Source organism: Streptomyces sp. NPDC001604 (assembly GCF_042893475.1).
In the GTDB taxonomy this organism is placed as follows: domain Bacteria; phylum Actinomycetota; class Actinomycetes; order Streptomycetales; family Streptomycetaceae; genus Streptomyces.
Genome location: NZ_JBIAUY010000003.1, coordinates 523813 through 545273, shown reverse-complemented (window position 1 = coordinate 545273; position 21461 = coordinate 523813). Strand labels below are relative to the sequence as shown.

The window sequence follows — 21461 nt, the reverse complement described above, 5'->3', positions numbered from 1 at the left end:
CTGTATCCATTTGCGGCTCCGCCGCGTGGGCGCGATCAACCCCCACAAGCCCGCAGCCGCCCGCGAACCGTTTGCCCCTTACCCGCAGCGCCTCTCAGGCACCCCGTCCAACAACGTGCCCAGCAGTCCGCCGAGGACAACGCGCTGATCGTCGCTCAGCGGAGCGAGGATCTCCTCGGCGGCCGAGCGGCGAGCGCCGCGCAATTCGCTCAGCGCCTTGCGGCCGTCGTCCGTGAGTTCGATCCGGATCACCCGGCGGTTGCTCGGGTCGGGGACCCGGCGCACCTTGCCGCTCGCCTCCAGTCCGTCGACCAGGGTGGTCACCGCCCGGGGTACCACCTCGAGGCGCTCGGCCAGGTCGGCCATGCGCGGTGGTGAGCTCCAGTGCGCCAGGGTGCGCAGCAGCCGGGACTGGGCGGGGGTGACGCCCAGGCCGCACTGCTCGATGTGCCGCTTCTGGATGCGGTGCACACGGCGGGTGAACCGCAGCAGCTGCTCGGCGAGCAGGCTGTCGGAATCGGGGGTGGCCATGCGGGAACAATATCAGGACCTAATTCATTGTGAGCATAGGTAACAATGAGCTAGGCTCCGCCCGTCTTCGTCACCTCACTCCCTAGGAGTCCATTGCACCCCGATCGAGAACCCCGCTGGACACCGCCGGCCGATGCCAAGGAGCAACCCCAGCAGGTGCGCCGCATCCTGAGGCTCTTCCGCCCCTACCGTGCCCGTCTGGCCGTGGTCGGCCTACTGGTCGGCGCCGCCTCGCTGGTCTCCGTGGCCACGCCCTTCCTGCTGAAGGCGATCCTCGACGTCGCGATCCCCCAGGGCCGCACCGGCCTGCTCAGCCTGCTCGCGCTCGGCATGATCCTCAGCGCCGTCCTCACCAGCGTCTTCGGCGTGCTCCAGACGCTGATCTCCACGACGGTCGGCCAGCGCGTCATGCACGACCTGCGCACCGCCGTCTACGGCCGGCTGCAGCGCATGTCGCTCGCGTTCTTCACACGCACCCGGACCGGCGAGGTCCAGTCCCGCATAGCCAACGACATCGGCGGTATGCAGGCCACCGTCACCTCCACCGCCACCTCCCTGGTCTCCAACCTGACCAGTGTGGTCGCCACGATCGTCGCGATGATCGCCCTCGACTGGCGCCTGACCGTCGTCTCGCTGCTGCTGCTCCCGGTCTTCGTGTGGATCAGCCGGCGTGTCGGCAGGGAACGCAAGAAGATCACCACCGAGCGCCAGAAGCAGATGGCAGCCATGGCCGCCACGGTCACCGAGTCGCTCTCCGTCAGCGGCATCCTGCTGGGCCGCACCATGGGCCGCTCCGACTCGCTGACGCAGTCCTTCGCCGAGGAGTCCGAGGAACTGGTCGACCTCGAGGTGAGGTCGAACATGTCCGGCCGGTGGCGGATGGCGGTCATCACGATCGTCATGGCCGCCATGCCGGCCGTCATCTACTGGACCGCGGGCATCGCCCTCCAGACGGGCGGCCCCGGCATCTCCATCGGCACCATCGTCGCCTTCGTCTCGCTCCAGCAGGGTCTGTTCCGCCCGGCGGTCAGCCTGCTGTCGACCGGCGTGCAGATCCAGAGCTCGCTCGCGCTCTTCCAGCGCATCTTCGAATACCTCGACCTGCCGATCGACATCACCGAGCGGGAGGACCCGGTCCACCTCGACCGGATCAAGGGCGAGGTTCGCTTCGAGGGCGTCTCGTTCCGATACGACAGCAACGACAACCAGAGGGGCCCCACCCTCGACGGCATCGACGTCACCGTTCCCGCCGGCAGCAGCCTCGCCGTCGTGGGCCCCACCGGCGCCGGAAAGTCGACGCTCGGCTATCTCGTCCCGCGGCTCTACGACGTCACCGGCGGCCGCGTCACCCTCGACGGCGTCGACGTCCGCGACCTCGACTTCGACACCCTCGCGCGCGCGGTCGGCGTGGTCTCCCAGGAGACGTATCTCTTCCACGCCTCGGTCGCCGAGAACCTGCGCTTCGCCAAGCCGGACGCCACCGACGAGGAGCTGCACGCGGCGGCCAGGGCGGCCCAGATCCACGACCACATCGCATCACTGCCCGACGGGTACGACACCGTGGTCGGCGAGCGCGGCCACCGTTTCTCCGGCGGCGAGAAGCAGCGCCTGGCGATAGCCCGCACCATCCTTCGCGACCCGCCGGTACTGATACTCGACGAGGCGACCAGCGCTCTGGACAACCGCACCGAGGCGGCCGTCCAGGAGGCCATCGACGCCCTGTCGGCCAATCGCACCACGCTGACCATCGCGCACCGCCTGTCCACCGTCCGCGGCGCCGACCAGATCGTGGTCCTCGACTCCGGCCGCGTCGTCGAACGGGGCACACACGAGGAGCTGCTGGATCAGGACGGGCGGTACGCGGCCCTCGTACGCCGGGATGCCCAACTGGAACCGACAGGCTGAAGATCTGTCGGGTTTATGGTGATATGCGGGTTACCGTGCCCGCATGCATCAGAACATTCCGCCACGGGGCACGATCCGACTGACGCGCCGGGGCCGACTCGTCCTCATCCTCCTCGCGACCGGAGCCGTGGTGGCCGGCGCCGCCGTGGTGGTGCCGCTGCTGACCGTGCGGCACGGCGCGCAGGAGGCCAAGCCCGCCTCCCTGGTGATCCCGGAGGGCTGGCGTGCGAGCCAGGTCTACGCCGCCGTCGACAAGGCCCTCGCCCTGCCCGCCGGCAGCACTGAGAAGGCACTCCCGAAGGCCCGCCTGAAGCTGCCGACGGACGCGGCGGGCAACCCGGAGGGCTACCTCTTCCCCGCGACCTATCCCGTCACGAAGAAGACGACGCCCGAGTCCCTGCTGTCGTTCATGGTCGACACCGCCAACAAGAAGTTCAACGGCGCCCCGATCGCAGCCGGCGCTCAGCGCAACGCCATGAACGTCTACCAGGCGGTCACCGTCGCGAGCATCGTGCAGGCGGAGGCAGCCTCGAAGGCCGACATGGGCAAGGTGGCGCGGGTCGTCCTCAACAGGCTGGAGCGCGGGATGCCGCTGCAGATGGACTCCACCCTCAACTACGCCCTCAAGCGCGCCACGCTGAAGACCAGCGCCGACGACACGAAGCTCGCCAGTCCCTACAACTCCTACCAGCGCATGGGCCTGCCGCCCACCCCGATCGACAACCCGGGCGAAGAGGCGATGCGCGCCGCGATCAATCCGCCCGCGGGCGACTGGCTGTACTTCGTCACGGTGAAGCCGGGCGACACCCGTTTCACCGCCGACTTCGCCGAACACCAGCGCAATGTGGCGGAGTTCAACGCCCGGCAGAACGGCTCCGCTCCGCAGGCCCCGCAGAGCAGCTCCGCTCCGCAGATCGCGCCGAGCGGTTCCGCTCCGCAGGCCACGCAGCGTAGTTCCGCCCCGCAGACCACGCAGAACAGCTCCGCCCCGCAGACCACGCAGAACAGCTCCGTCCCGCAGGCCACGAAGTAGCCCGCGAACCCGGCCGTCAGGCGGCGACGGGCTCGGTCGGCCGCCCGGCAAGCAGTCGCCGGATGTCCCGTACGGCGGCCCGGCCCGCCCGGTTGGCGCCGATGGTGCTGGCCGAGGGTCCGTAGCCGACGAGATGGACCCGCGGATCGGCGACCGCGCGCGTGCCCTCGACGCGGATGCCGCCGCCCGGCTCGCGCAGCCGCAGCGGACGCAGATGGTCGATGGCCGCCCGGAACCCGGTGGCCCACAGGATGACGTCGGCCTCCACCCGCCGGCCGTCGTTCCACTCCACCCCGTCCGGGGTGATCCGGTCGAACATGGGCCGGCGGTCGAGAACCCCGTCCGCGATGCCCTGCCGGACCGCGTCGTTCAGCGGCAGCCCGGTGACCGAGACGACACTCTTCGGCGGCAGCCCCTGCCGCACCCGCTCCTCGACGAGCGCGACGGCCGCCCGCCCCACGTCCTCGGTGAAGGGGCCCTCACGGAAGACCGGCGGCCGCCTGGTCACCCATGTGGTGGCAGCCGCGTAGGGGGCGATCTCCAGCAGATGCTGCGTACCCGAGGCACCCCCGCCGACCACGACCACCCGCTGCCCGGCGAACGCCTCGGGCCCGGGGTACTGCGCCGTGTGCAACTGCCGCCCCCGGAAGCTCTCCTGACCGGGGTAACGCGGCCAGAACGGACGGTCCCAGGTGCCGGTCGCGTTGATCAGCGCCCGTGCCGACCAGTTGCCGTCCGAGGTCTCGACGAGCAGCCGCCCGCCCACGCCCTCCCGCACGGCATGCACATCGACGGGCCGACGCACCTGCAGATCGAACGTGCGCTCGTACGAGGCGAAGTACTCGGCGATCACCTCTGACGAGGCTCGCGCCGGATCGGCGCCGGTCAGCTCCATGCCCGGCAGCGCATGCATGCCGTGCACCTTGCCGTAGGTCAGCGACGGCCACCGGAACTGCCAGGCACCGCCCGGCCCGGGGGAGTGGTCCAGCACCACGAAGTCACGCCCCGGCTCGAAACCGGTGCGCCGCAGGTGATAGGCGCTGGACAGACCCGCCTGTCCAGCGCCCACGACGACTACCTCGACCTCGGGCGTGTTGTTCACGCTTCTACCAACCGCGCGGATCTCGTGGATCTTCCCGCGGTGAGGCCGTGATGTGCCGAACAGCGTGAAGTGCTCAGCCCTGGGACGCCCGGGCGGGCGTGGTCGAGGCCGGCAGCTTGCCGTTGTAGCGGGTGTCCACGAAGGCACCGAAGTCGACCTTCTTCGGGATGAGCTTCAAGGCGGTGAAGGTGTCGGCGATCTGCTGCTCGGAGGCGATGAGCGGCTTGTCGACGGCGACCGAGATCCGGGTGGAGTTGGTGCGGCGCACCGAGGCCAGCGCCACCTCGTACGGCAGACCGGTGTCCTTCGCCCAGACCTTCGCCCACTCCTCCTGGTGGCCGTAGACCCACGCCGTGGCCCGCCGCAGCCGCTCCAGATAGTCCTTGATGGCGGCGGCTTTCTTCTTGTCCTGCAGCGCGCTCGGCGCCGCCACCTGGAAGGTCAGACCGTTGGTGATGCCGTCGCCGGTGGTGAGGACGCGGCCCTGCTTGCCCTGCAGGATCTGCGAGGTGTACGGGTCCCACACCGCCCACGCGTCCACCTTGCCGGAGGTGAACGCGGCCAGCGCGTCGGCCGGCTGCAGATACTTGACCTTGATGTCGCCCAGGCTCAGCCCGGCCGCCTTCAGGGAGGCGACCAGCTGATAGTTGGCGGAGGAACCCTGCGCCACAGCGACCGACTTGCCCTTGAGGTCCTGGGGCTTCGACAGCTTCGAGTCGTTCGGTACGAGGATGGCGTCGCCCTTGGAGGTGCCGTGGAAGGCGGCCACGACCGTGATCTTCGAGCCCGCTCCGGCGGCGAAAACCGGCGGGGTGTTGCCCACGCCGCCGATGTCGACGGCCTTGGCGTTGACGGCCTCCAGCAGCGGCGGACCCGAGGTGAAGGTGGACCACTTGATCTTGTAGTCGAGGTTCTTGAGCTCCCCGGCGGCCCGCAGGATGGCCTCGGAACCGCCCTTCTGGTCACCGACGTTGAGGGTCAGCGAACCCTTGCCGTCGGTGCCCGTCCCCGTGCTCGCGGACGAGTTCCCGCCGCAGGCGGTGAGCAGGAGAGCAAAGGGCAGGAGCAGCGCGGCAGGGGCGAGACGTCGTCGCATGGGTGGATCCGTTCCGTTCAACTTGGTTCGGGGGAGGGGGAGTTCAGGCGGCTTCGGCGGCGGTGTCGACGCCGAGCCGTTCCAGCAGCCCGGCGCGCAGCTCGGCGAACCGGGGGTCGGTGATGTCGCGCGGCCGGTCCAGATCGATCTCCTGCTCGTGCGCGATGACGCCGTCGTCCATCACCAGGACGCGGTCGGCGAGCAGGACCGCCTCCTCGACGTCGTGCGTGACCAGCAGCACCGCGCAGCCCCGGCGCTGCCACAACTCGCCCACCAGGCGCTGCGCCTTGATGCGGGTGAGCGCGTCGAGCGCGCCGAACGGCTCGTCGAGCAGCAACAGATCGGGCTCGCGGACCAACGCCCGGGCGAGGGAGGCCCGCTGGGCCTCGCCGCCGGAGAGGGTCTTGGGCCAGGCGTCGGAGCGGTGGCCGAGACCGACCTCGTCCAGGGCCTGCTCGGCTACGGCCCGTGCGGGCTTTCCCGGCAGGCCGAGCAGCACGTTGCGCCACACCTTCTTCCACGGCATCAGCCGTGGCGCCTGGAAGGCGACGGCCTTGCGGCGCGGCACCAGGACCGTGCCCTCGATCTCGCGGTCCAGGCCCGCCAGGATGCGCAGCAGGGTGGACTTGCCGCAGCCGCTGCGGCCGAGCAGTGCGACGAACTCGCCGGGTCGCACGTCGAGTTGAAGGTCATCGATGACGGCACGTCCGTCGAAGGAGCGGGTCAGCCCCTCGACCCGTACCGCGGTCCGCGGGGTCACCGGCCGGTGAACGTCGGTCGCCATTGCAGCAGCAGCCTTTCGAGGAGGCGGACGATGAAGTCGGCCAGCAGGCCGAGGAAGGCGTAGACGATCAGGCAGACCACGATCACGTCGGTGCGCAGGAAGTCCCGCGCCTGCACCATCAGGAAGCCGATGCCCGAGTCGGCGTTGACCTGCTCCGCGAAGACCAGTGCCAGCCAGGCGATGCCCAGGGAGTAGCGCAGCCCGGTCAGAGCGCCGGGCAGGGCCCCCGGCAGCACGACATGCCGTACGAGCCCCCAGCGGGACAGACCCAGCGACTCCCCGGCCTCGATCAACTGGGCGTCCACACCGCGGATTCCGGCGTACACGTTGAGGTAGAGCGGGAAGGTCACACCGAGCGTGATGATGGCGACCTTCGGGGCCTCGCCGATGCCGAACCAGATGATGAACAGCGGGATCAGACCCACGAACGGCACGGTCCTCAGCATCTGCACCGGCGCGTCCACCAGGTCCTCGCCGATCCTGAACAGGCCCGAGACCAGGGCGAGTCCGGTGCCGATGACGGTGCCGAGGAGCAGCCCGAACGCCACGCGCTGCAGCGAGGTGCCCATGGCGGAAGCCAGCGAACCGTCACCGATCAGATCCCCGGCGACCTGGGCGATCCGGCCGGGCGAGGCGAGGACGTCCGGCGCCAACACGCCGGTGGCGCTGAGGAGTTGCCACAGGGCGAGCAGCAGGAGGGGGCCCGCGGTGCGGCGCAGCCAGCGCGGGATGCGGGTGCGGCGGGAGGAGACGGGGACGATGGGGGTCAGCTCGGGGGACACCGGGTCATGGGAGTCGACTTCGGCCCCCTTCGATGCGGATATAGGGGAAATATCAGGTTCCGAGGAGCCGGGCGGGGCATGGCTGATGCTCATGGGTGCTCCATGGGGAGGAGAGCGTCCGGTGAGGGAGGGGGGTACGCGCCTCAGCGCCACCACGTCACGCGGAGCGTGCGGGTACGGCGGGGTACAGGCAAGGAGGGGGTGGAAAAAAAAGGGGGAAGGCGTCAGCAGCCGCGGCGACACGCGGCGGAGGCCACCCGCAGCAGGTCGATGTGACCGCGCGTGGTGAGCATGGCTGAACGCAACATGCGGCGAAAGTAGCCAGGTAGTCCGTGCACGGTCAATGGCGTCTCGCGGAATGGACCACCCGTATCAACCAGCGAACCGCTGTTGACGTGTGAAACCCGGCGTATGGGTCAGGATGGGGGCATGTCAGATGCCTTCACCACCCGAGTCCTTGACGTCGCCACCGGTTCGACAGAGCAGGTCGTCGACCTGACCCGCGACTGCGAATCCTTCCTGCGGGAGGCGGCCGCCGGCCGAGACGGCCTCCTCAACGTCTTCGTCCCCCACGCAACTGCCGGAATCGCGATTCTCGAAACGGGCTCCGGCAGCGACGACGACCTCCTCGCCACCCTCCACACCCTCCTCCCCGCCGACGACCGCTGGCAGCACCGCCACGGCAGCCCGGGCCACGGCCGCGACCACGTCCTCCCGGCGCTCGTACCGCCGCATGCGACGCTGCCTGTGGTGGGCGGGCAGCTGGAGTTGGGGACTTGGCAGTCGGTGTGCCTGGTGGACACGAACAAGGACAACCCTCGTCGCCAGGTGCGGTTGTCGTTCCTTGCGTGACGAGGGTGTCGACTGCAGGTCTGAAGTCCGGCCGAACCAAACGAGTCTGGCTCGCACTCCACCTGCACTGACATCGAGCGATGCGGTGAACGATGAAGCCGAAGGTAGGGGTGCTGCTGTGTTGCCCGAGCAGCGGGCCTTGTCTCTGATCGGCCGTGGGTTCGAGTCCCACCCGCCCCACAACACTCGCTATGCGTGCAGAAACCTTCTGGCCTGCGAGAACGTGATTTTTCGAGGGCGTGTGGTGTGCAGCGAACGCTGCGCGTGGTGTAGCGAATCCGGCTTCTTGCGCGTCCAGGGTGACGCTTGCGCGGCTTTGACCTGCGGTTTTCCCTCCATGCGTTGCGGGAGCGTCGTGGCGCGGTCCCACCCGTCCGTCATGGGCCGGAGACATGGCGTCCTGAGGCACCGACAGGTCAGCTCTCGACCGGGAGGTACTGATCGCTGACTATCCCGCACTTGCTGCACCGCGCCGCGTACCGCCTACGCATGTTCCTGAGCGGCCCGTTTCTCCACCAATCGCTGCTGCGCCGAGATGATCACGGACTTCACGGCAGATCTCCATGCCGCGTCGGCCGAGCGGGGTGCGGCAGCCGGCCTCGCTCGACGCGATCAGAACGGCCTACTGGCACACGGCGCTGGACGTCCAGGCCAGTGAGCGGGTGAGGGCGGTGGCTGCCTCGCCTCTGACGCTGGGCGCGGGTCGGTCGTCAGCGCGACGAACATGCCCAGCGGCAGCGGGTCGGCGTCACCGGGCCGTGAGCCGAAACGTGCCAGCAGGCGTGCGGCTGACAGCCGCCGGGCCGGGAACCTGTCGCACTACGGGAGCCCAGAGGCACGCATGGGACGGCTGGACGCCCCGTCGCGGGCCAGTTGTCGTCACGGTGGGAATGGAAGGTGGCGTGCCAGCTCGGTCAGTTCGGCTGGAGTCATCGTGTCCGTGCGCGACCATTCCTCGTGCACCGCGTCGGCCAAGCGGTGCTCGTCACGCGTCAGGCCCTCCGCCGCCAGCCACCGCAACTGATCCAGGAGCGCGGACCGCACCGTGGAGTCCTGGGACTCCACGGCCCGGCAGGCGAACAGATGGGCGGTGCGGGACGGGCTGGGCGGGAGCGATGCAGCGAGTGAGCGGGCCGTCCGCAGCGAGGTTTCGCGCTCGCCGTCCGACATGGACGAGCGCAACACCATACGCAGCAGACGGTGCAGTTGCATGGTTCCGGTGCGGTGGTCGATACGGGCCAGGGAATGGCGGTTGATCTCGCGTACGGCCCGGGAGACCGCCAGGAAACCGCCCGCCGGCGCGTGGTCGCCGTCGAGGTGGCGGAACACCGACGTCGGCACGGGCTCGGGAGCCAGCCAAGCGAGGGCGTGGAGCAGTTCTACGGCTGTGAGGTTCGCCTCCCGCAGCCGGTCCAGGGAGAGATTCCATGCCGCGCTGACGCTGTGCTGGTAGTCGTACGGCGGTGTCTCGTCGAGGAGCGCCGTGAGCTGCCGTTGGATCAGCGCGAGATATTCGCTCACCGGCATCCCGGTTTCCAGCAACCAGGCCGCTGCCAGCGCCAGGGCGAGAGGGAGGTCGCCCAACGTCTCGGCCAGCGCGTCGGCCTCGTGCTCGTCGAGGCGGGGATTGCGGCGGCGTACCAGTGTCGTGCTCTCGTCTCGGCGGAACACGTCGACCTCCAGCGTCCGTGCGACATGTGCCCACTGCGGCGAACGCGCGGTGACCAGCACGGCCCCCGGCCCGCCTAGAGGGAGGAAGGGCCGGACCTCCTCGACGGAATCGGCGTTGTCGAACACCAACAGCCACCTCCGCCGCAGGTCACCGGCGCGCAGCGCTTCCCGTACGACGGACACCGCTTCGTGGCGGACGGTCTCGGGGGTGAGCGGCAGGCCCAGCGCCCTGGCCAGGTCGTGGAAGCCCGAGGAAATCGTCGAGGGCCGATCGGCACGGATCCACCAGACGAGGTCGTATTCGGAGCTGTGCCGGTAGACGTATTCGACGGCGAGCTGGGTCTTGCCCACGCCGCCCAGGCCAGTCAGCACATGGGCCGCCTCCTTCGACCGGCCGGGGGCCAGCAGGCCGTGCAAGGTGTCCAGCAGGTCCTGCCTGCCGGTGAAATGCACGTTGCGGGGAGGAACTTCACCCCAGATCGTGGACGCGAGACGGTGCTCGGGCCGGGGGAGGGACGCGGGTGACGGCTCCGGCGAGTCCAGGTTGGGGGCGACCGATTCCGCGGCTGGGTGGCCCGGTCGGGAGATCGTCGTCTGCGGCCCCCCGTCGGGGACAGCGGAGCCCTGCTCCCTCTGAAGCGCCGCCCGGGTGCGCCGTACGGTGGCGCCATACGGGCCCGACAGTGCCGTCAGCACTGTTGCCGCGAGTGTGACCGACTCCCGGTTGCCGTCGGTGATCTCGGGCACCGGCGGCTGCCGTCCGTCGAGCGTGTCGATCAGGAAGCGCTGCCCGTCGCTCCACAGCTCGACGGGCATTGAGCGGCTCACCTCGCGCACGACTTGAGTGGTGTCCCGGAGGGTGCCGTGGGCGAGCAGTTCCTCCCGCACACCCGGCTTGAAGTCGAACGGGAAGTGGGCGGTGTCTGCTTCAGCCGTACGCTCGACTGGCTCCGGTACGTACCGCAGCAGGCCACAGGCGAGAAGTTCGCCGAGCTCCTTCGGCCCGGAGCCCGGCAGTACCCGCCGCACGCTATGGAGGGTCAGCGGCACCGGGGCGAGACGGACAGCCAGCCGGAACGCGGTCGGTGACAGGGCGGCCCGGGCGCGCCGCACGATGTCAGCGCCCGTGACCTGGAGAAGGGCGGGCGCCGCGGGCGGGGCCAGGGGCGCCTCACGGGTGGCCGCCATCACCGGCAGCAGCTCCGTGGCACTGACATTCATGCCCGCCATCAGCCGGGCCCAGCTGTGCAGCCCGCCGCCGTCGATCTCCAGCACCGGCACCGGGATGGCCTCCCGTTCACCGGGCTCCTGCAGATCGGGGAGTCGCCGCCCGTCATCGGACCAGTACAGGGCGGCGTTGCTCGTAAGTGCGGCAGGGGCGCGCAGGTGCACCAGAGCGGTGGACACCCCGGTAAGAGGCCAGAGCTTGGACGGCATCACTTGCAGGACGGCCAGCGCCTGCAACCGGCCGAGGTGGTGCAGCAAGGGCGTCACGGTGCCCGTGAGCCAGGCGGGACCGAGCCCGTCGGTCAGAACCAGGATGAGCCTGCTGCTCGCCGGGAAACCGAGGGCACGGGGGTCCACATTACGGGAGCGTGAGCGAAGCATGGGCACGGCGGGCGCGCCGTCCGGGCCGGATCCGTCGCCGGGGCCGGTGATCAGCTGAACGGTGCGCACGGACCGGAAGACGCCGACGCGGGAGAGTAGTTCGGTGAACTCCCGGACTTTGTCCCGCCACAGGACCATGGTCGGGCTGTCGTCCACGAGCAGCACCACCTCGGTCCAAGCACGGTCGTACGCGGGACGGAACACCGGCAGCCACAGGCCCCCCTCGACGGCGCGCTCGGCGGTTGCCTCCTCGTCCAGCATCTCCGTCGTCGCGGGGGAGAGGCCCCGCCTGCGCAGGGGGCGCAACGCGCGCTCCACTACGAGAGGGTCGGCGAGAGCCCGCTGCGGTGGCAGTGGGAGCGGCCCGGCGAGCTGCTGTCGGTGCCGGAACTCGGCCCGGTCAGCGGGCGTGCCACTCTGGGACGCCGGTTGAGGGGCGGCGGAAGACCTCCACGCCTGGTCGTCCCGCCCGGGGAGCGGAGGCTCGGGTACGCCGTCCCGGAGGTGCTCCTGCGCCGTGGGTTCGGCCGGCGGCGGTCGTTCGGTGTCGGGGAGAACGGGGGTGTCGGCCTCGGAGCCGTCGGGTGCCGCGCCTCCCCGGGGTCCCGCCAGCGACGCCAGCCACAGGAGGTCGGCGATCTCCGTGGCCGTCAGACCGTCCGGGTGCACGGGTTGCTGCTCGTCCACCGTGTGCCTCCCGGGCTGCATGGATCCGTTGATCAAGGGCGCTCCGCGACTGCCGGGCGGTCGGCGCCGGCGCGGACGGTATCGGTCAGTAGTCGTTCAGCCGCCGCCAGACCGAGGTCATCAACTCGTCCCAGCGACCGTCCCGCGGGGGCGGACTCCCCTGGGTCAGGAGATGGACGGCGTTGAGCAACTGGTCGATGGCCAGACTCCCGTGGGCGACGCTGCGCTCATGGAAGGTCGCGATGACGTCCCGGGCCTCCTCGGCGACCCGGGTGGAGAAGTGGGCCGCCACCATGGTGGCGAGCGCGTCGAGACCAGGGATGGGCAGCTCCAGCCGCAGACAGCGCCGCAGGAACGCCGGGGGGAACTCCCGCTCGCCGTTGCTGGTGACGACCACGACGGGGAACTCCCGGCACTGCACCCTGCCTTCCGTGATCGGCGCCCTGCCAAGAGCGTCCTCGGTCAGCACCGACACCTCCCTCTCGCGTGACCGGACCAGCTCAGGGACGACGTACGCGCCCTCCTCGAACACGCTCAGCAGGTCGTTGGGCAGGTCCATGTCGCTCTTGTCCAACTCGTCGACGAGGAGGACACGGGGCCGCGTATGAGGCAGGAGCGCGGTGCCCAAGGGGCCGAGGACGAGGTAGTCGCCGATGGAGTGGGGCCCGGCGAGGTGATTGGGATCAGCGGCCGGCGCCGCTACGGTGGCCGACCTCGTGGACTCCCGCACTACGGCGGTGTCCTGTACGCGGCCGATGGCGTCGTAGGCGTACAGGCCCTGCTGGAGAGTGGTGCGGCTGCTGATCGGCCAGTACAGCACGGGGCCGAGCTGCAGTTCATGGGCGATGTGGTAAGCCAGGGTCGACTTGCCGGAGCCGGGCGGACCCGTGACCAGGAGAGGTCGACGCAGACACAGCGCCGCGTTGACCACGTTCAGCGCCGCTTCGCCCAGGGGCGCGGTGTGGGCGAACGCGCCCAGCCTGCGGTCCGTCTCGCGCCCCTCCTGGAACGGCGGCGGCAGCGGCGGCCCGCCGTGGAAGGTGCGCCACGGCGGCGCGGGGGGCAGCTCTGCCGCTCCGTCCGGGCGGGGGACGCCGTCGCCGCGGAAGACACGCCACTCACGGGTGGCGCTGCTGTCTGAGGTGGGCACGGTCACGGGTTCCTCCCCCTGCCGGCGACATGGTGGCGCGTCCGCTTCCGCCGTCCCGGCGGAGGTTCACGGACCTCCATCCTTCCCGAACAGACCGGTCATGGACCACCGATGCCGGAGGATTGCGTCTGTTCGGGCCGTTCGGCTCCCTCGGAACGGGCGAAATGTGCCAACTCCTCTTCCAGGCGGCGGGCGTGCGCGTTGTAGGGGCCGGACAGCGCTTTGAGTACGGCGAGTTGCACGCGCAGGAACGGCTCGGAGCGCCTCGTGACCACGCTGGTGACCGGTTCCTGGGGGTTCCTCAGAAGCCGGTCCCAGCCCTGGACCTCCGAGACCCCCAGCTCGTGCTCAAGGAAGTGGGCGGCGTCCTGGAATGCGTCGGCGGTCGTCGACTTGTGCAAGGACGCGAGCAGTAACTCCCGTACACCGCTACGGAACTCGAACGTCACGCGGTCGTGACTGCGTATCTCGGCGCGGTCCACGACGGGTACCAGGAGGCCCGCGATGAAGATCTCCGACAGCAGGTCCGGAGCCGTCCCCGGCAGCAGCCGGGACTGCACACGGTGCATCACCGGCAGGTTGAGCGGTACTCCGGACAATCGGGTGGCCAGCTTTTTGGCGTCCTTCGAGGCCGCACCGAAGTCCCGCAGCAGGTCCTGTGCCGTGGCGGCGACCGTGCGGCCGGATGGCTGCGGCGCGGGTGCGGCTGTGGCGGGCCCGGGGGCGTCCGCCGACACCAGGATGGTCGGCAGATTGCTCCAGCCCTCGGGGCCCCGGGCGAGGAACTTCGCCCAGCGGTGCAGGTGGTGCTCGTGCATTGCCAGCACCGGCACTGCGATCGTCCCCGGAGCCGCGCCCTCGCAGTCGACCTGGGCTGCGGGCGCTCCCCGCAGCGGTGAGCGCAGCGCTCGGGGCTGGGGCGCGATCGCGGTGCTGGGCCACAGTGTCTCCGGCAGCAGATGAACGACGGCGACCGGGGACCGCAGAGCCCAGGAGCGGAGTCGGGGAACGACCGCACTCGTACGCCAGGCCATGGCCAGCCCGTCGGTGAGCAGGAGCACGGGGCGCGCTGTCCGTCCAGCACCGGGCGGGTCCGCGCCGTCCGGGGTTGGGATGTCTAGGGGCCCCGGCACCGCCTCCGTGTCGAGCGTGACCAGGGACTCCTGGCGGCACAGCCCCATGCGGACCAGCAGCGCGACGAGTTCTTCCACGACGGGACGCCAGAACTCCATCGCAAGGCTTCCGTCGGCCACCACGGTGATCTCCCAGCCGGCCGCGTCCGCGGGATGGGGTCCCTCCGACTGCCAGGCCGGGCCCGGTGCGGGTGGCCAGGCGAGGTCGCGTAGTGCCGCGCCGGCGGCGGACGGTGTGGGCAGCAGCGGCTGGAGTGCCGGGGCGATCCGGCGCTCCACGAGCAGCGCCGCCGCCGGGGACGTGTTCGGTGCGACCCAGGCCGGGCGGCGCAGCGACCGGCCCATCACCCACTGGCCGGCGGCTCCCCGGGCGCCTCCCGGGCCCTCGGGCCCCTCGGGCTGAGCCGACTGCGTGTTCACGAACTGCTCCAGGGCGTACCGAGGGCTCCACCTGCGTCGGGCTGTTGCGTCGGGTCGTCCCACAGCACGACGACATGCCGGTCCAGCTGTCCGTCCCGCCGCAACCGCCCGAGGCGCTGAGGCAGTTCGGCCAGCCGCCCGCCCGACAACAGTTCCTCGGCGGCCGCGCGGAACCCGGGCCGCTGACAGTCGAGACGGTCCCACACCACGATCGGCAGTCCGTGCCAGAGGGCCGCGCGGACTTCGGCGTACCCGTCGCCGTCGTAGGAGCCCGGTGGTCTGCTCAGGACGCACGCGACCAGGCCCGGGTCGTCGGCGAGCGCGTCGGTCATCCGCTCGACGGCTCCCCGCCCGTTCGACGAACTCCACAGGACGCGGCCCTCGCTGTGCAGCAGGCGCTGCCAGCGGGTGTGCCAGTGGCGGTGCGTGTCACGGGCCCGCATCCGGTCCAGGCTGCGGACGATGACCGGGCGGCTCGGCACCCGGGTGCCGGGGACCGGTCCCCGCGGCTCGAACGTCTCCGGAGCGCCCCATCGTTCCACCGGCGAGTTGAGCAGCTCCAACGGCAGGATGAACTCCACTGTGAGGCCTGACACTTGCTGCCAATGTGTCCTTTCCTCCGCGTCCGTCAGGGTCCGGACCACCGCCTGCTCCAGGTCGGCACGGGTCGCCACGCTTTCCGCCAGACGGTGGGGTGACCAGCGGTCCGGGTCGGTCTGTGCCCAGCAGGTGAGGTGGTAGCGATCGGGGTCCAGGGTGTCGGGGACGACCTGCACGACCACCGACCGGGTCAGCGGACCGGCCGACTGCCCGGCGAACTCGGAGCGGTATTCCTCCGCTTGACGGTCGTACTCGTCCTCCAGCGCGCTGTGCCGGGCCCAGGCGCGGGCTCGGGTCTCCAGTTGCCGGTGGCGCTCCTGACTCAGCTCCGAGCGGACCTCGGGGGAGTGGACCAGCAGGAGCAGGAAGGCCAGAGCCGGTGGCAGACCGGACGGCGGTGTGTTCCACGTCGTCAGATGCACCAGGGCGTGCCAGGCCGTGCCGCCGGTGGGGCCCTCACCCGGTGGGAGCCTGCCCTCCGTCGCCCGGTTCACCAGTCGCGGCAGGTCGGTCGGCGCCAGAACCGAGAGGAGAGCCCTCAGAGCGTCCCAGTCGGTGTCGGGGTGGAACGACAGGGCCTGCCACTCCTCGGCGAGCTGCTCCACGGTCTTCGTTGTCTCGGGCAGGGCGCCCATGAGGTGCAGCGTTCCCGCGAGGGTGGCGAGTCCGAACGGCTCCCTCATGCAGGCCCTGACGAGCGCTGTGACGCGATTGCGGGCGCCCGTGGCCGGCTGGCGGGCGTCCACGGCCGGGTGCTGTCCGAGGTGACGGCTCAGTTCGTCGAAGCGCGCGAGCCCCGCGTCGAACAGCACGGGATCACTTAGCAGCACGTCGACCACGTCGGATGCCACCCGCAGCTGCGCACGGTTGGCGGCATGCCCCGGGTCGGGGCCATCCGCCCGCACGTCCGTGTGGTCACGCATCACGACCACCGTCCGTCGCCGGCCCGTGCCCCGACGGAGCCTCGATGTACCGGCCCAGTCGCCGGCTCAGCGCCGTGGCCATACCCGTCAGGACATCCCTGACTTCGGTGCTGGTCACCTCACCGGAGGCGAGGCGGTCGGTGATCCAGGCCGCGGTGGTCCGTGCGTCGCCCGGTGGGCTGGTGTCCCAGGGGACGGGCAGCCAGTGCAGCACCACCTCCGTGGCCGCCTCGTGCAGGATCGGGTCCGCGGGTGTCAGGCCGTGCAGGATCGGCAGCCAGTCGCCCAGCAGTCCCAGCCCCACCAGCCGTGCCCGCTCCAGGCTGGGGTGGTCGCCCCGGGTATCCAGCTGTTGCAGCCAGGAGCGCGCTTCCCGCATGGCTAGCAGCTGCTGCCGCTCGCCGGCCAGCCGCCCGAACCAGCCCACGGCGGTGACGGCATGGGCGGCCAGGGCCAGCTCGACGATCCCGTGGTGCGAGTGGCCGAACGTCACCAAGGTCCGGGCGGCCGACTTGGAGCGGGCCACAGTCTCGACGAACGGCCCCGCCTCCACGACCCCCGCGTAGGCGACGGCCTGGACGAACCGCAGTACTTCGGCCGGGGAGTTGGACGCGGCGCCTCCGGTGGCCGCCGAACCGTCCCAGTCCGCCGGGCCGTGCGCGAGGACACGGGCGAGGGCCTCCTGCGACAGCATCAGGCGTTCCGGACGGCCGACCGCTGTGAGCAGGAAGTCCATGCCGCTCATGTGGTCCATCGCGAGCCGATGGCTCTCCTCGTCGTCGCGCTCCAGGAGGGCGGCGAGCACCTCATGACCGACGTCCGCGGCGTAGTACGTCTGGGCCCATGTCCCTTTCATCGCGTGCTGCGCGTCCAGGGCCCGCACTACGGGGGAGGCCGCGTGCAGCAGTTGCACGTGCAGCACGCGCGACTGCTGCCCCACCGCCCCGATCAGGGCGGCCAGCCCGTCCAGCCACAGCGGATCCTCGGCCCGGGGGCGCGCGATCAGATCTCTGACCAGCCGCTCGGCCAGGGGCATTTCCGCGAGGGCGAGACTCTCCACCACGGAGGCGGCGGCGAGCAACCGCGGCCCGGAGGATCCGGGGGTGACCAGGTCGAGCAACTGCCGGGGCGGAACCTCACCGTCGGACAGCAACCGGTGGGCGGCGGCGACCGCCTCCCGGTCGGACCCCTCGGCGAAGGCATCCATCGCCTGTCGGCGGCCGTCGCCTTCGGCGCCGGTCAGCAGCAGGCCCGCGAGGGGATCGCCGGGGGAGGCGGCGCGGCGGTGCCGGGCCGCGGTGGACAGCAGCTCCGACCAGTTCGGCAGCTCGCTCAACCCCGGATCGAAGCGATGGTCCAGCAGCACTTCCAGGGAGTCCGGGTCGTGCGACTGCGCCACGACGGACAGCAGTTCGCCGCGTTCCCGCGCCAGGGCGGCGCTGTCGGCCAGGCGCGCGGCTTCCTGGGCTTCCCGGTCCGCGGCGGCGAGCCGTCGGCGGCATGCCGTGTTCCGCGCCTTCCAGGCGTCGGGAGTGAGTTCCACATGGAGCGCGGTGAGCGCGGCGGCGGCCTCCCGGACGATCGGCCAGGGCCGCCCGGCGTCGAGGCAGCGTTCGGTCGCATAGCTGGACAGGGTGAGCAACTGCCCCTGGCCGATGGCCCGCAGGGCGGCGGCCTCCACCTCGACGGGCACCGTACGGCGCAACACGGAGACGACCGCGCACCGCAGCGACCTCCGCGCTGCGTCCTCACCCGTGGCGCCGGCGCCGGGTACGGTGGCGCCCATGGCCCGCAGGCAGGCCACCACGGCTTCGGCGGGAGCGTCGTCGGACGACACCACGTCTTCGAGCGCCGACCAGGCGGTTTCGGCACGCAGCAGGGTGAGGGCCACGGCCGCGCGGTTCCAGTCCCGCCCCGCCGCCGGACCCGACGCCAGGACGCGCTGCTGCCGCTCGACGAACGTCCGCGTCAATTCGGCCGGCACCCAGGGCGCTTCACGCATCAACCACGCCGCGTACCGGGCGTCCGCGTCGGCGGCGCGCTGCCACACCCGTTCCAGGACCGCCCGGTCGACGCCCGGAAGCCCTACGAGCATGCGGGCTGGCTCCTGCCACTCGAACCGCAGGACGCGCCGCAGCAGTTCCACCTCGTCCTGCGTCGCCAGCCGGGCCAGGAGACGCCCGGCGCAGTAGGCCTGGAACAGCTCGTGCCGGAACCGCACCAGTCCGTGCGCCACATCGAGAAACTGGGAGGCGACGACCTCGTCCACCACGGCCCGCCAGTCCTCGCGTACTTCGGCCAGCCGGGGCTCCATCCGCTTCAGCGGCATCGGGCCGTGCTCGACGAGCAGTTCGGCGACCGATTCCAGCACGTCGAGCTTCTCCTCAGGAGCGAACCGCAGCTCCGGATGCCCGTCTGCCCGGTGCCGGTGGTGCCGCTCGGTCAGATACCACGTGGAGAACACGGCGAACAGCTCACCGGCCGTGCGCGGCGGCGTCGCGGTGGAGCCGTGGGACTCGACAGCCATCCACAGAAACAGCGGCGTGTGCAACAGCTCCAGCAGCCCGGCGGAGACCAGCCCCTCACCCGGCTCGCTCTCCCGGCGCCCGGCCGGCGGGAGCCCTTCACCGAAGAGCGGCGTGAACCACGGCGTGCTGCTCCGGTCGGAGAGGAGTTCGGCCGCATAGCGACGGGCCTGTTCCGTCGTGACGGGGTGCAGGGTGATCACCGGCGCGTTGAGCGGTTCGGCCGCCGGAGCCGTGGGGTAGGCCGATGTGCGCTGACACAGGACCACCGGCGTGTCCCGGTGCCGCGCGCGCAGGTCCCGCAGCCACCCCAGCACATCGGCGCGCTGGGGCGGGGGCACTTCGTCCAGGCCGTCGACCAGCAGCTGCAGTCCCCGCAGGGTCAGGAGCCGGTCGCAGGCGGCGCCACCGAGCAGGGCACCGGCGGTGCAGGCACGGGCCAGGACCTCGCCGTGGTCACCGGGTGGCGTCAGTGCCGTCGCGAGGTCCGCGGCGTGCATGGACAGCGGCATCCGCGGGGGCAGCGCGGGGTCCGTGGCTTCCCCGGTCACGGCCGAGGCATACAGACGCTCCAGCACTTCGAGAAGCGTTGACTTCCCGGCGCCCGCCTGGCCGACGAGGGTCACCGACCCGTAGCCGGCGGCGAGGCGCAGGGCGTCCTGGGGCCGTTCGGGTGGCGTCCCGCCCGGTGCGCCGGAGGACGGCGCGAGCGCCTCGCCGGACACGGATCCGCGCAGGGAGATGAACCTCGTCCCGGCGCGCAGCAGTTTGTTCAGCCGCTGCTCCGCGGCGTCGGCGCACATAACGCGCACGGCCCGGTCGCAGGCCGCCCGCACCGCCTCCCGTACCGGGGGGTGTGCGCGACCGCCCGGCCGCCGGTCCAGTTCGGAGACGAGCTCCAGAAGCAGCCGCAGTTCGTCGTCGTGTCCCGGATCCAGCCCCGGGAGCACCCTGGCGGCCAGCTCGTGCAGTTCCGTCGACGGCCAGTAGGCGAAGCAACCCGGCGCGCCGGCCTCCTCGCCTTCCAGGAACTCGCCCGCCACACCGGCGGCGATGAGCGCCGCCGCGACGGTGTGGGGTTTCTGCGCCTGCCGGGGCCACTTCAGGGTCCGGCAGGCCGCGAGCGTGAGCTGCGCCAGGTACTCACGCCACCACGGCTGCCTACCCTCGGCGGGATAGCCGTCGCGGGCAGCGGCGCGCACGTGCCAGAGGAGGCGAAACGCCACGCGGAAGGCCTGCGACTCCCCGGCGAGGGCCCACCACCCCGGAGACTCGGCACCGCCGCTGTCCGCCTCCCGGCCGCCGTCCGCCTCGCCGTCGGCGCCGTGGCGACAGGCGACGGCGAGGCGGCGGTTCAGCCGGATCAGTTCCGGTCGGCTCAGCGCCGGCGCCACCACGTTCCGCAGGAGATTGATCTCCAGCCAGGCGGGATCGCCCAGCAGGGGAAGATCCTCGTCGACCCGCGCGTGGTCGATGAGGTACGGCTGATCGTCGACCTGAAGCACCTTGCGGGGGGTGCACCGGTAGTCGGCGGTGAGCACATTGCGTGGATTGAGGTCGTCGTGGACGGTGGCGGTCACCCAGCCGTCCGTGACACCGCAGAGGATGGACCGCAGCCGGGCAAACGGATGACCCACGAGGTGCTCGCCGATGCGCAGCCCGTGAGTCTCCAGTACCGCTTCTTCGCCCAGCAGTTCGCGTACGAGACGCCAGTAGCCGAGGACGCGGGTGCTCACCACCCGGGCCCGCAAGGGCCCTTGGACCGTGCAGGTGCCGTCGGCCCGCACGTCGGAGACCTTCAGCTGTCTGGTGGCCTCCTTTGCCGGCCGCACCTCGATCCTGGTGTCGTCCGACGGGTGGACCGTCAGCACCCCGCTCTTCAGCCGTCCCTTCTGCACCGGTACGGAGATCCAGGACCCGACGGCGAAGCGGGGATCGCCGTCGCCCGTACCGGCTGAGCACGAGGCCGCGAACAGGTCCGCCGGATACACGTGTCGCACCGCGTCACCGGGCTGTGCGTCGTCGTCCAGCTCCACGACCAGGTCGGCGCCGAGCCGTGGGTTGAGCCGCTGAAGCCGTTCGCTGGTGGGGTGGGGGCGTGCCGCGCGGGACAGCGTTGCCCGCAGTCGCCGCACCAGCCGGTCCACGAGCAGCACCGCGCGGCGTGCCGCTTCCTCGGAACCCTCCATGGCCGACTGCGCTAGCTGCTCCAGGGTGACCACCGGAAACCCCGGTTCCCCCATCCGCTCGCTGACGTGCACATACACGACCGCCGCGCGCTCCCCGGCCGGGGGCCCGCCGGGCTCCAGCAGGGACTCGCTCACCGCGGCGATCGCCGTGAGGTAGGCGGCTTTCAGCTCGGACATGTGGTCGCGGAAGGCCTGCCACTCGGTCCGGGCGGTCTCGGCGTCCTGGAGCTTCACCACGTACCAGACCTCGGATCCCGGAGAGCCGCAGAGGGCCTTGATCTCCAGAACCTGTGCCCCGCTGAGCCCACCGGAGATCTGCCGGACGACCTCCATACCGTGCACCGGCCTCGGCAGGCGGCCGTCACCCTCGCCCTCGCTGATGCCGTGCAGCACCCAGTCGATCTCCGGCCGCTCCTCGTCCGGGATCTCGCAACCGGGCGGGAATCGCACTTCCACCTTGTCCGCCCCCC

The 21461-nt window shown here is 71.1% G+C and carries 14 protein-coding genes; 3 read left to right on the top strand and 11 right to left on the bottom strand.

The features are described 5' to 3' along the window. Window positions 1–78 precede the first annotated feature (78 nt). Complete coding sequence (locus ACFY1E_RS11880) at window positions 79–531, bottom strand: MarR family winged helix-turn-helix transcriptional regulator (RefSeq protein ID WP_389074342.1); 453 nt, start codon at window positions 529–531, stop codon at window positions 79–81. Between the two features lie 93 nt (window positions 532–624). Here ACFY1E_RS11880 and ACFY1E_RS11875 point away from each other — a divergent pair, with 93 nt between their 5' ends. Together ACFY1E_RS11875 and mltG are read left to right on the top strand one after the other, a co-directional pair. Continuing rightward, complete coding sequence (locus ACFY1E_RS11875; protein ID WP_389074339.1) at window positions 625–2436, top strand: ABC transporter ATP-binding protein; 1812 nt, start codon at window positions 625–627, stop codon at window positions 2434–2436. A gap of 43 nt (window positions 2437–2479) precedes the next feature. After that, complete coding sequence (mltG, locus tag ACFY1E_RS11870; RefSeq protein WP_389074336.1) at window positions 2480–3469, top strand: endolytic transglycosylase MltG; 990 nt, start codon at window positions 2480–2482, stop codon at window positions 3467–3469. Between the two features lie 16 nt (window positions 3470–3485). Here the strand turns inward: mltG and ACFY1E_RS11865 are convergent, their stop codons facing one another. The 5 genes from ACFY1E_RS11865 to ACFY1E_RS11845 form a co-directional block, all read right to left on the bottom strand. Then, window positions 3486–4571, bottom strand: coding sequence for an NAD(P)-binding domain-containing protein (locus ACFY1E_RS11865; protein ID WP_389074334.1), 1086 nt, complete (start codon window positions 4569–4571; stop codon window positions 3486–3488). A 73-nt stretch (window positions 4572–4644) separates the two neighbouring features. After that, on the bottom strand, window positions 4645–5667 hold the full coding sequence (locus ACFY1E_RS11860; protein WP_389074332.1) for an ABC transporter substrate-binding protein: 1023 nt from the start codon (window positions 5665–5667) through the stop codon (window positions 4645–4647). A 43-nt stretch (window positions 5668–5710) separates the two neighbouring features. Next, entirely contained in the window at window positions 5711–6451 is a 741-nt protein-coding gene (locus ACFY1E_RS11855) for an ABC transporter ATP-binding protein (protein ID WP_389074331.1), read from the bottom strand. Beyond that, window positions 6424–7326: an ABC transporter permease gene (locus tag ACFY1E_RS11850; RefSeq protein WP_389074328.1), complete on the bottom strand. Its 903-nt coding sequence runs from the start codon at window positions 7324–7326 to the stop codon at window positions 6424–6426. The genes ACFY1E_RS11855 and ACFY1E_RS11850 overlap by 28 nt, the downstream gene beginning before the upstream one ends. A 131-nt stretch (window positions 7327–7457) precedes the next feature. After that, window positions 7458–7526 carry a putative leader peptide gene (locus tag ACFY1E_RS11845; protein WP_351286961.1) on the bottom strand — a complete coding sequence of 23 codons (69 nt, stop codon included), beginning with the start codon at window positions 7524–7526 and terminating at the stop codon, window positions 7458–7460. Between the two features lie 136 nt (window positions 7527–7662). Here ACFY1E_RS11845 and ACFY1E_RS11840 point away from each other — a divergent pair, with 136 nt between their 5' ends. After that, window positions 7663–8085 carry a secondary thiamine-phosphate synthase enzyme YjbQ gene (locus ACFY1E_RS11840; RefSeq protein WP_389074326.1) on the top strand — a complete coding sequence of 141 codons (423 nt, stop codon included), beginning with the start codon at window positions 7663–7665 and terminating at the stop codon, window positions 8083–8085. Window positions 8086–8964: 879 nt separating this feature from the next. Here ACFY1E_RS11840 and fxsT read toward each other — a convergent pair. From fxsT to ACFY1E_RS11815, 5 genes are all read right to left on the bottom strand, one after another. Then, window positions 8965–12051 carry an FxSxx-COOH system tetratricopeptide repeat protein gene (gene fxsT, locus ACFY1E_RS11835; protein WP_389074323.1) on the bottom strand — a complete coding sequence of 1029 codons (3087 nt, stop codon included), beginning with the start codon at window positions 12049–12051 and terminating at the stop codon, window positions 8965–8967. 85 nt (window positions 12052–12136) lie between these two features. Continuing rightward, window positions 12137–13201 (bottom strand): AAA family ATPase, encoded by a 1065-nt coding sequence (locus tag ACFY1E_RS11830; RefSeq protein ID WP_389074321.1) that lies wholly within the window; start codon window positions 13199–13201, stop codon window positions 12137–12139. Between the two features lie 98 nt (window positions 13202–13299). Beyond that, the gene (locus ACFY1E_RS11825; protein ID WP_389074320.1) at window positions 13300–14754 is read right to left on the bottom strand and encodes an SAV_2336 N-terminal domain-related protein; all 1455 of its coding nucleotides are present in this window, start codon (window positions 14752–14754) and stop codon (window positions 13300–13302) included. Then, window positions 14751–16277, bottom strand: a complete 1527-nt coding sequence (locus tag ACFY1E_RS11820) for a hypothetical protein (RefSeq protein ID WP_389074318.1) — start codon at window positions 16275–16277, stop codon at window positions 14751–14753. The genes ACFY1E_RS11825 and ACFY1E_RS11820 overlap by 4 nt, the downstream gene beginning before the upstream one ends. Then, a complete protein-coding gene (locus ACFY1E_RS11815) occupies window positions 16270–21441 on the bottom strand; it encodes a hypothetical protein (protein ID WP_389074317.1) in 5172 nt (1723 codons plus the stop codon). Before ACFY1E_RS11815 ends, ACFY1E_RS11820 begins: the two co-directional genes overlap by 8 nt. Window positions 21442–21461 lie beyond the last annotated feature (20 nt).

Excerpts from the sequence above, each read along its gene's own strand:
- ACFY1E_RS11850 (WP_389074328.1), bottom strand. The coding sequence starts at position 7,326 with ATGAGCATCAGCCATGCCCCGCCCGGCTCCTCGGAACCTGATATTTCC.
- ACFY1E_RS11860 (WP_389074332.1), bottom strand. The coding sequence starts at position 5,667 with ATGCGACGACGTCTCGCCCCTGCCGCGCTGCTCCTGCCCTTTGCTCTC.
- ACFY1E_RS11840 (WP_389074326.1), top strand. The coding sequence starts at position 7,663 with ATGTCAGATGCCTTCACCACCCGAGTCCTTGACGTCGCCACCGGTTCG.
- ACFY1E_RS11855 (WP_389074331.1), bottom strand. The coding sequence starts at position 6,451 with ATGGCGACCGACGTTCACCGGCCGGTGACCCCGCGGACCGCGGTACGG.
- ACFY1E_RS11820 (WP_389074318.1), bottom strand. The coding sequence starts at position 16,277 with ATGCGTGACCACACGGACGTGCGGGCGGATGGCCCCGACCCGGGGCAT.
- mltG (WP_389074336.1), top strand. The coding sequence starts at position 2,480 with ATGCATCAGAACATTCCGCCACGGGGCACGATCCGACTGACGCGCCGG.
- ACFY1E_RS11880 (WP_389074342.1), bottom strand. The coding sequence starts at position 531 with ATGGCCACCCCCGATTCCGACAGCCTGCTCGCCGAGCAGCTGCTGCGG.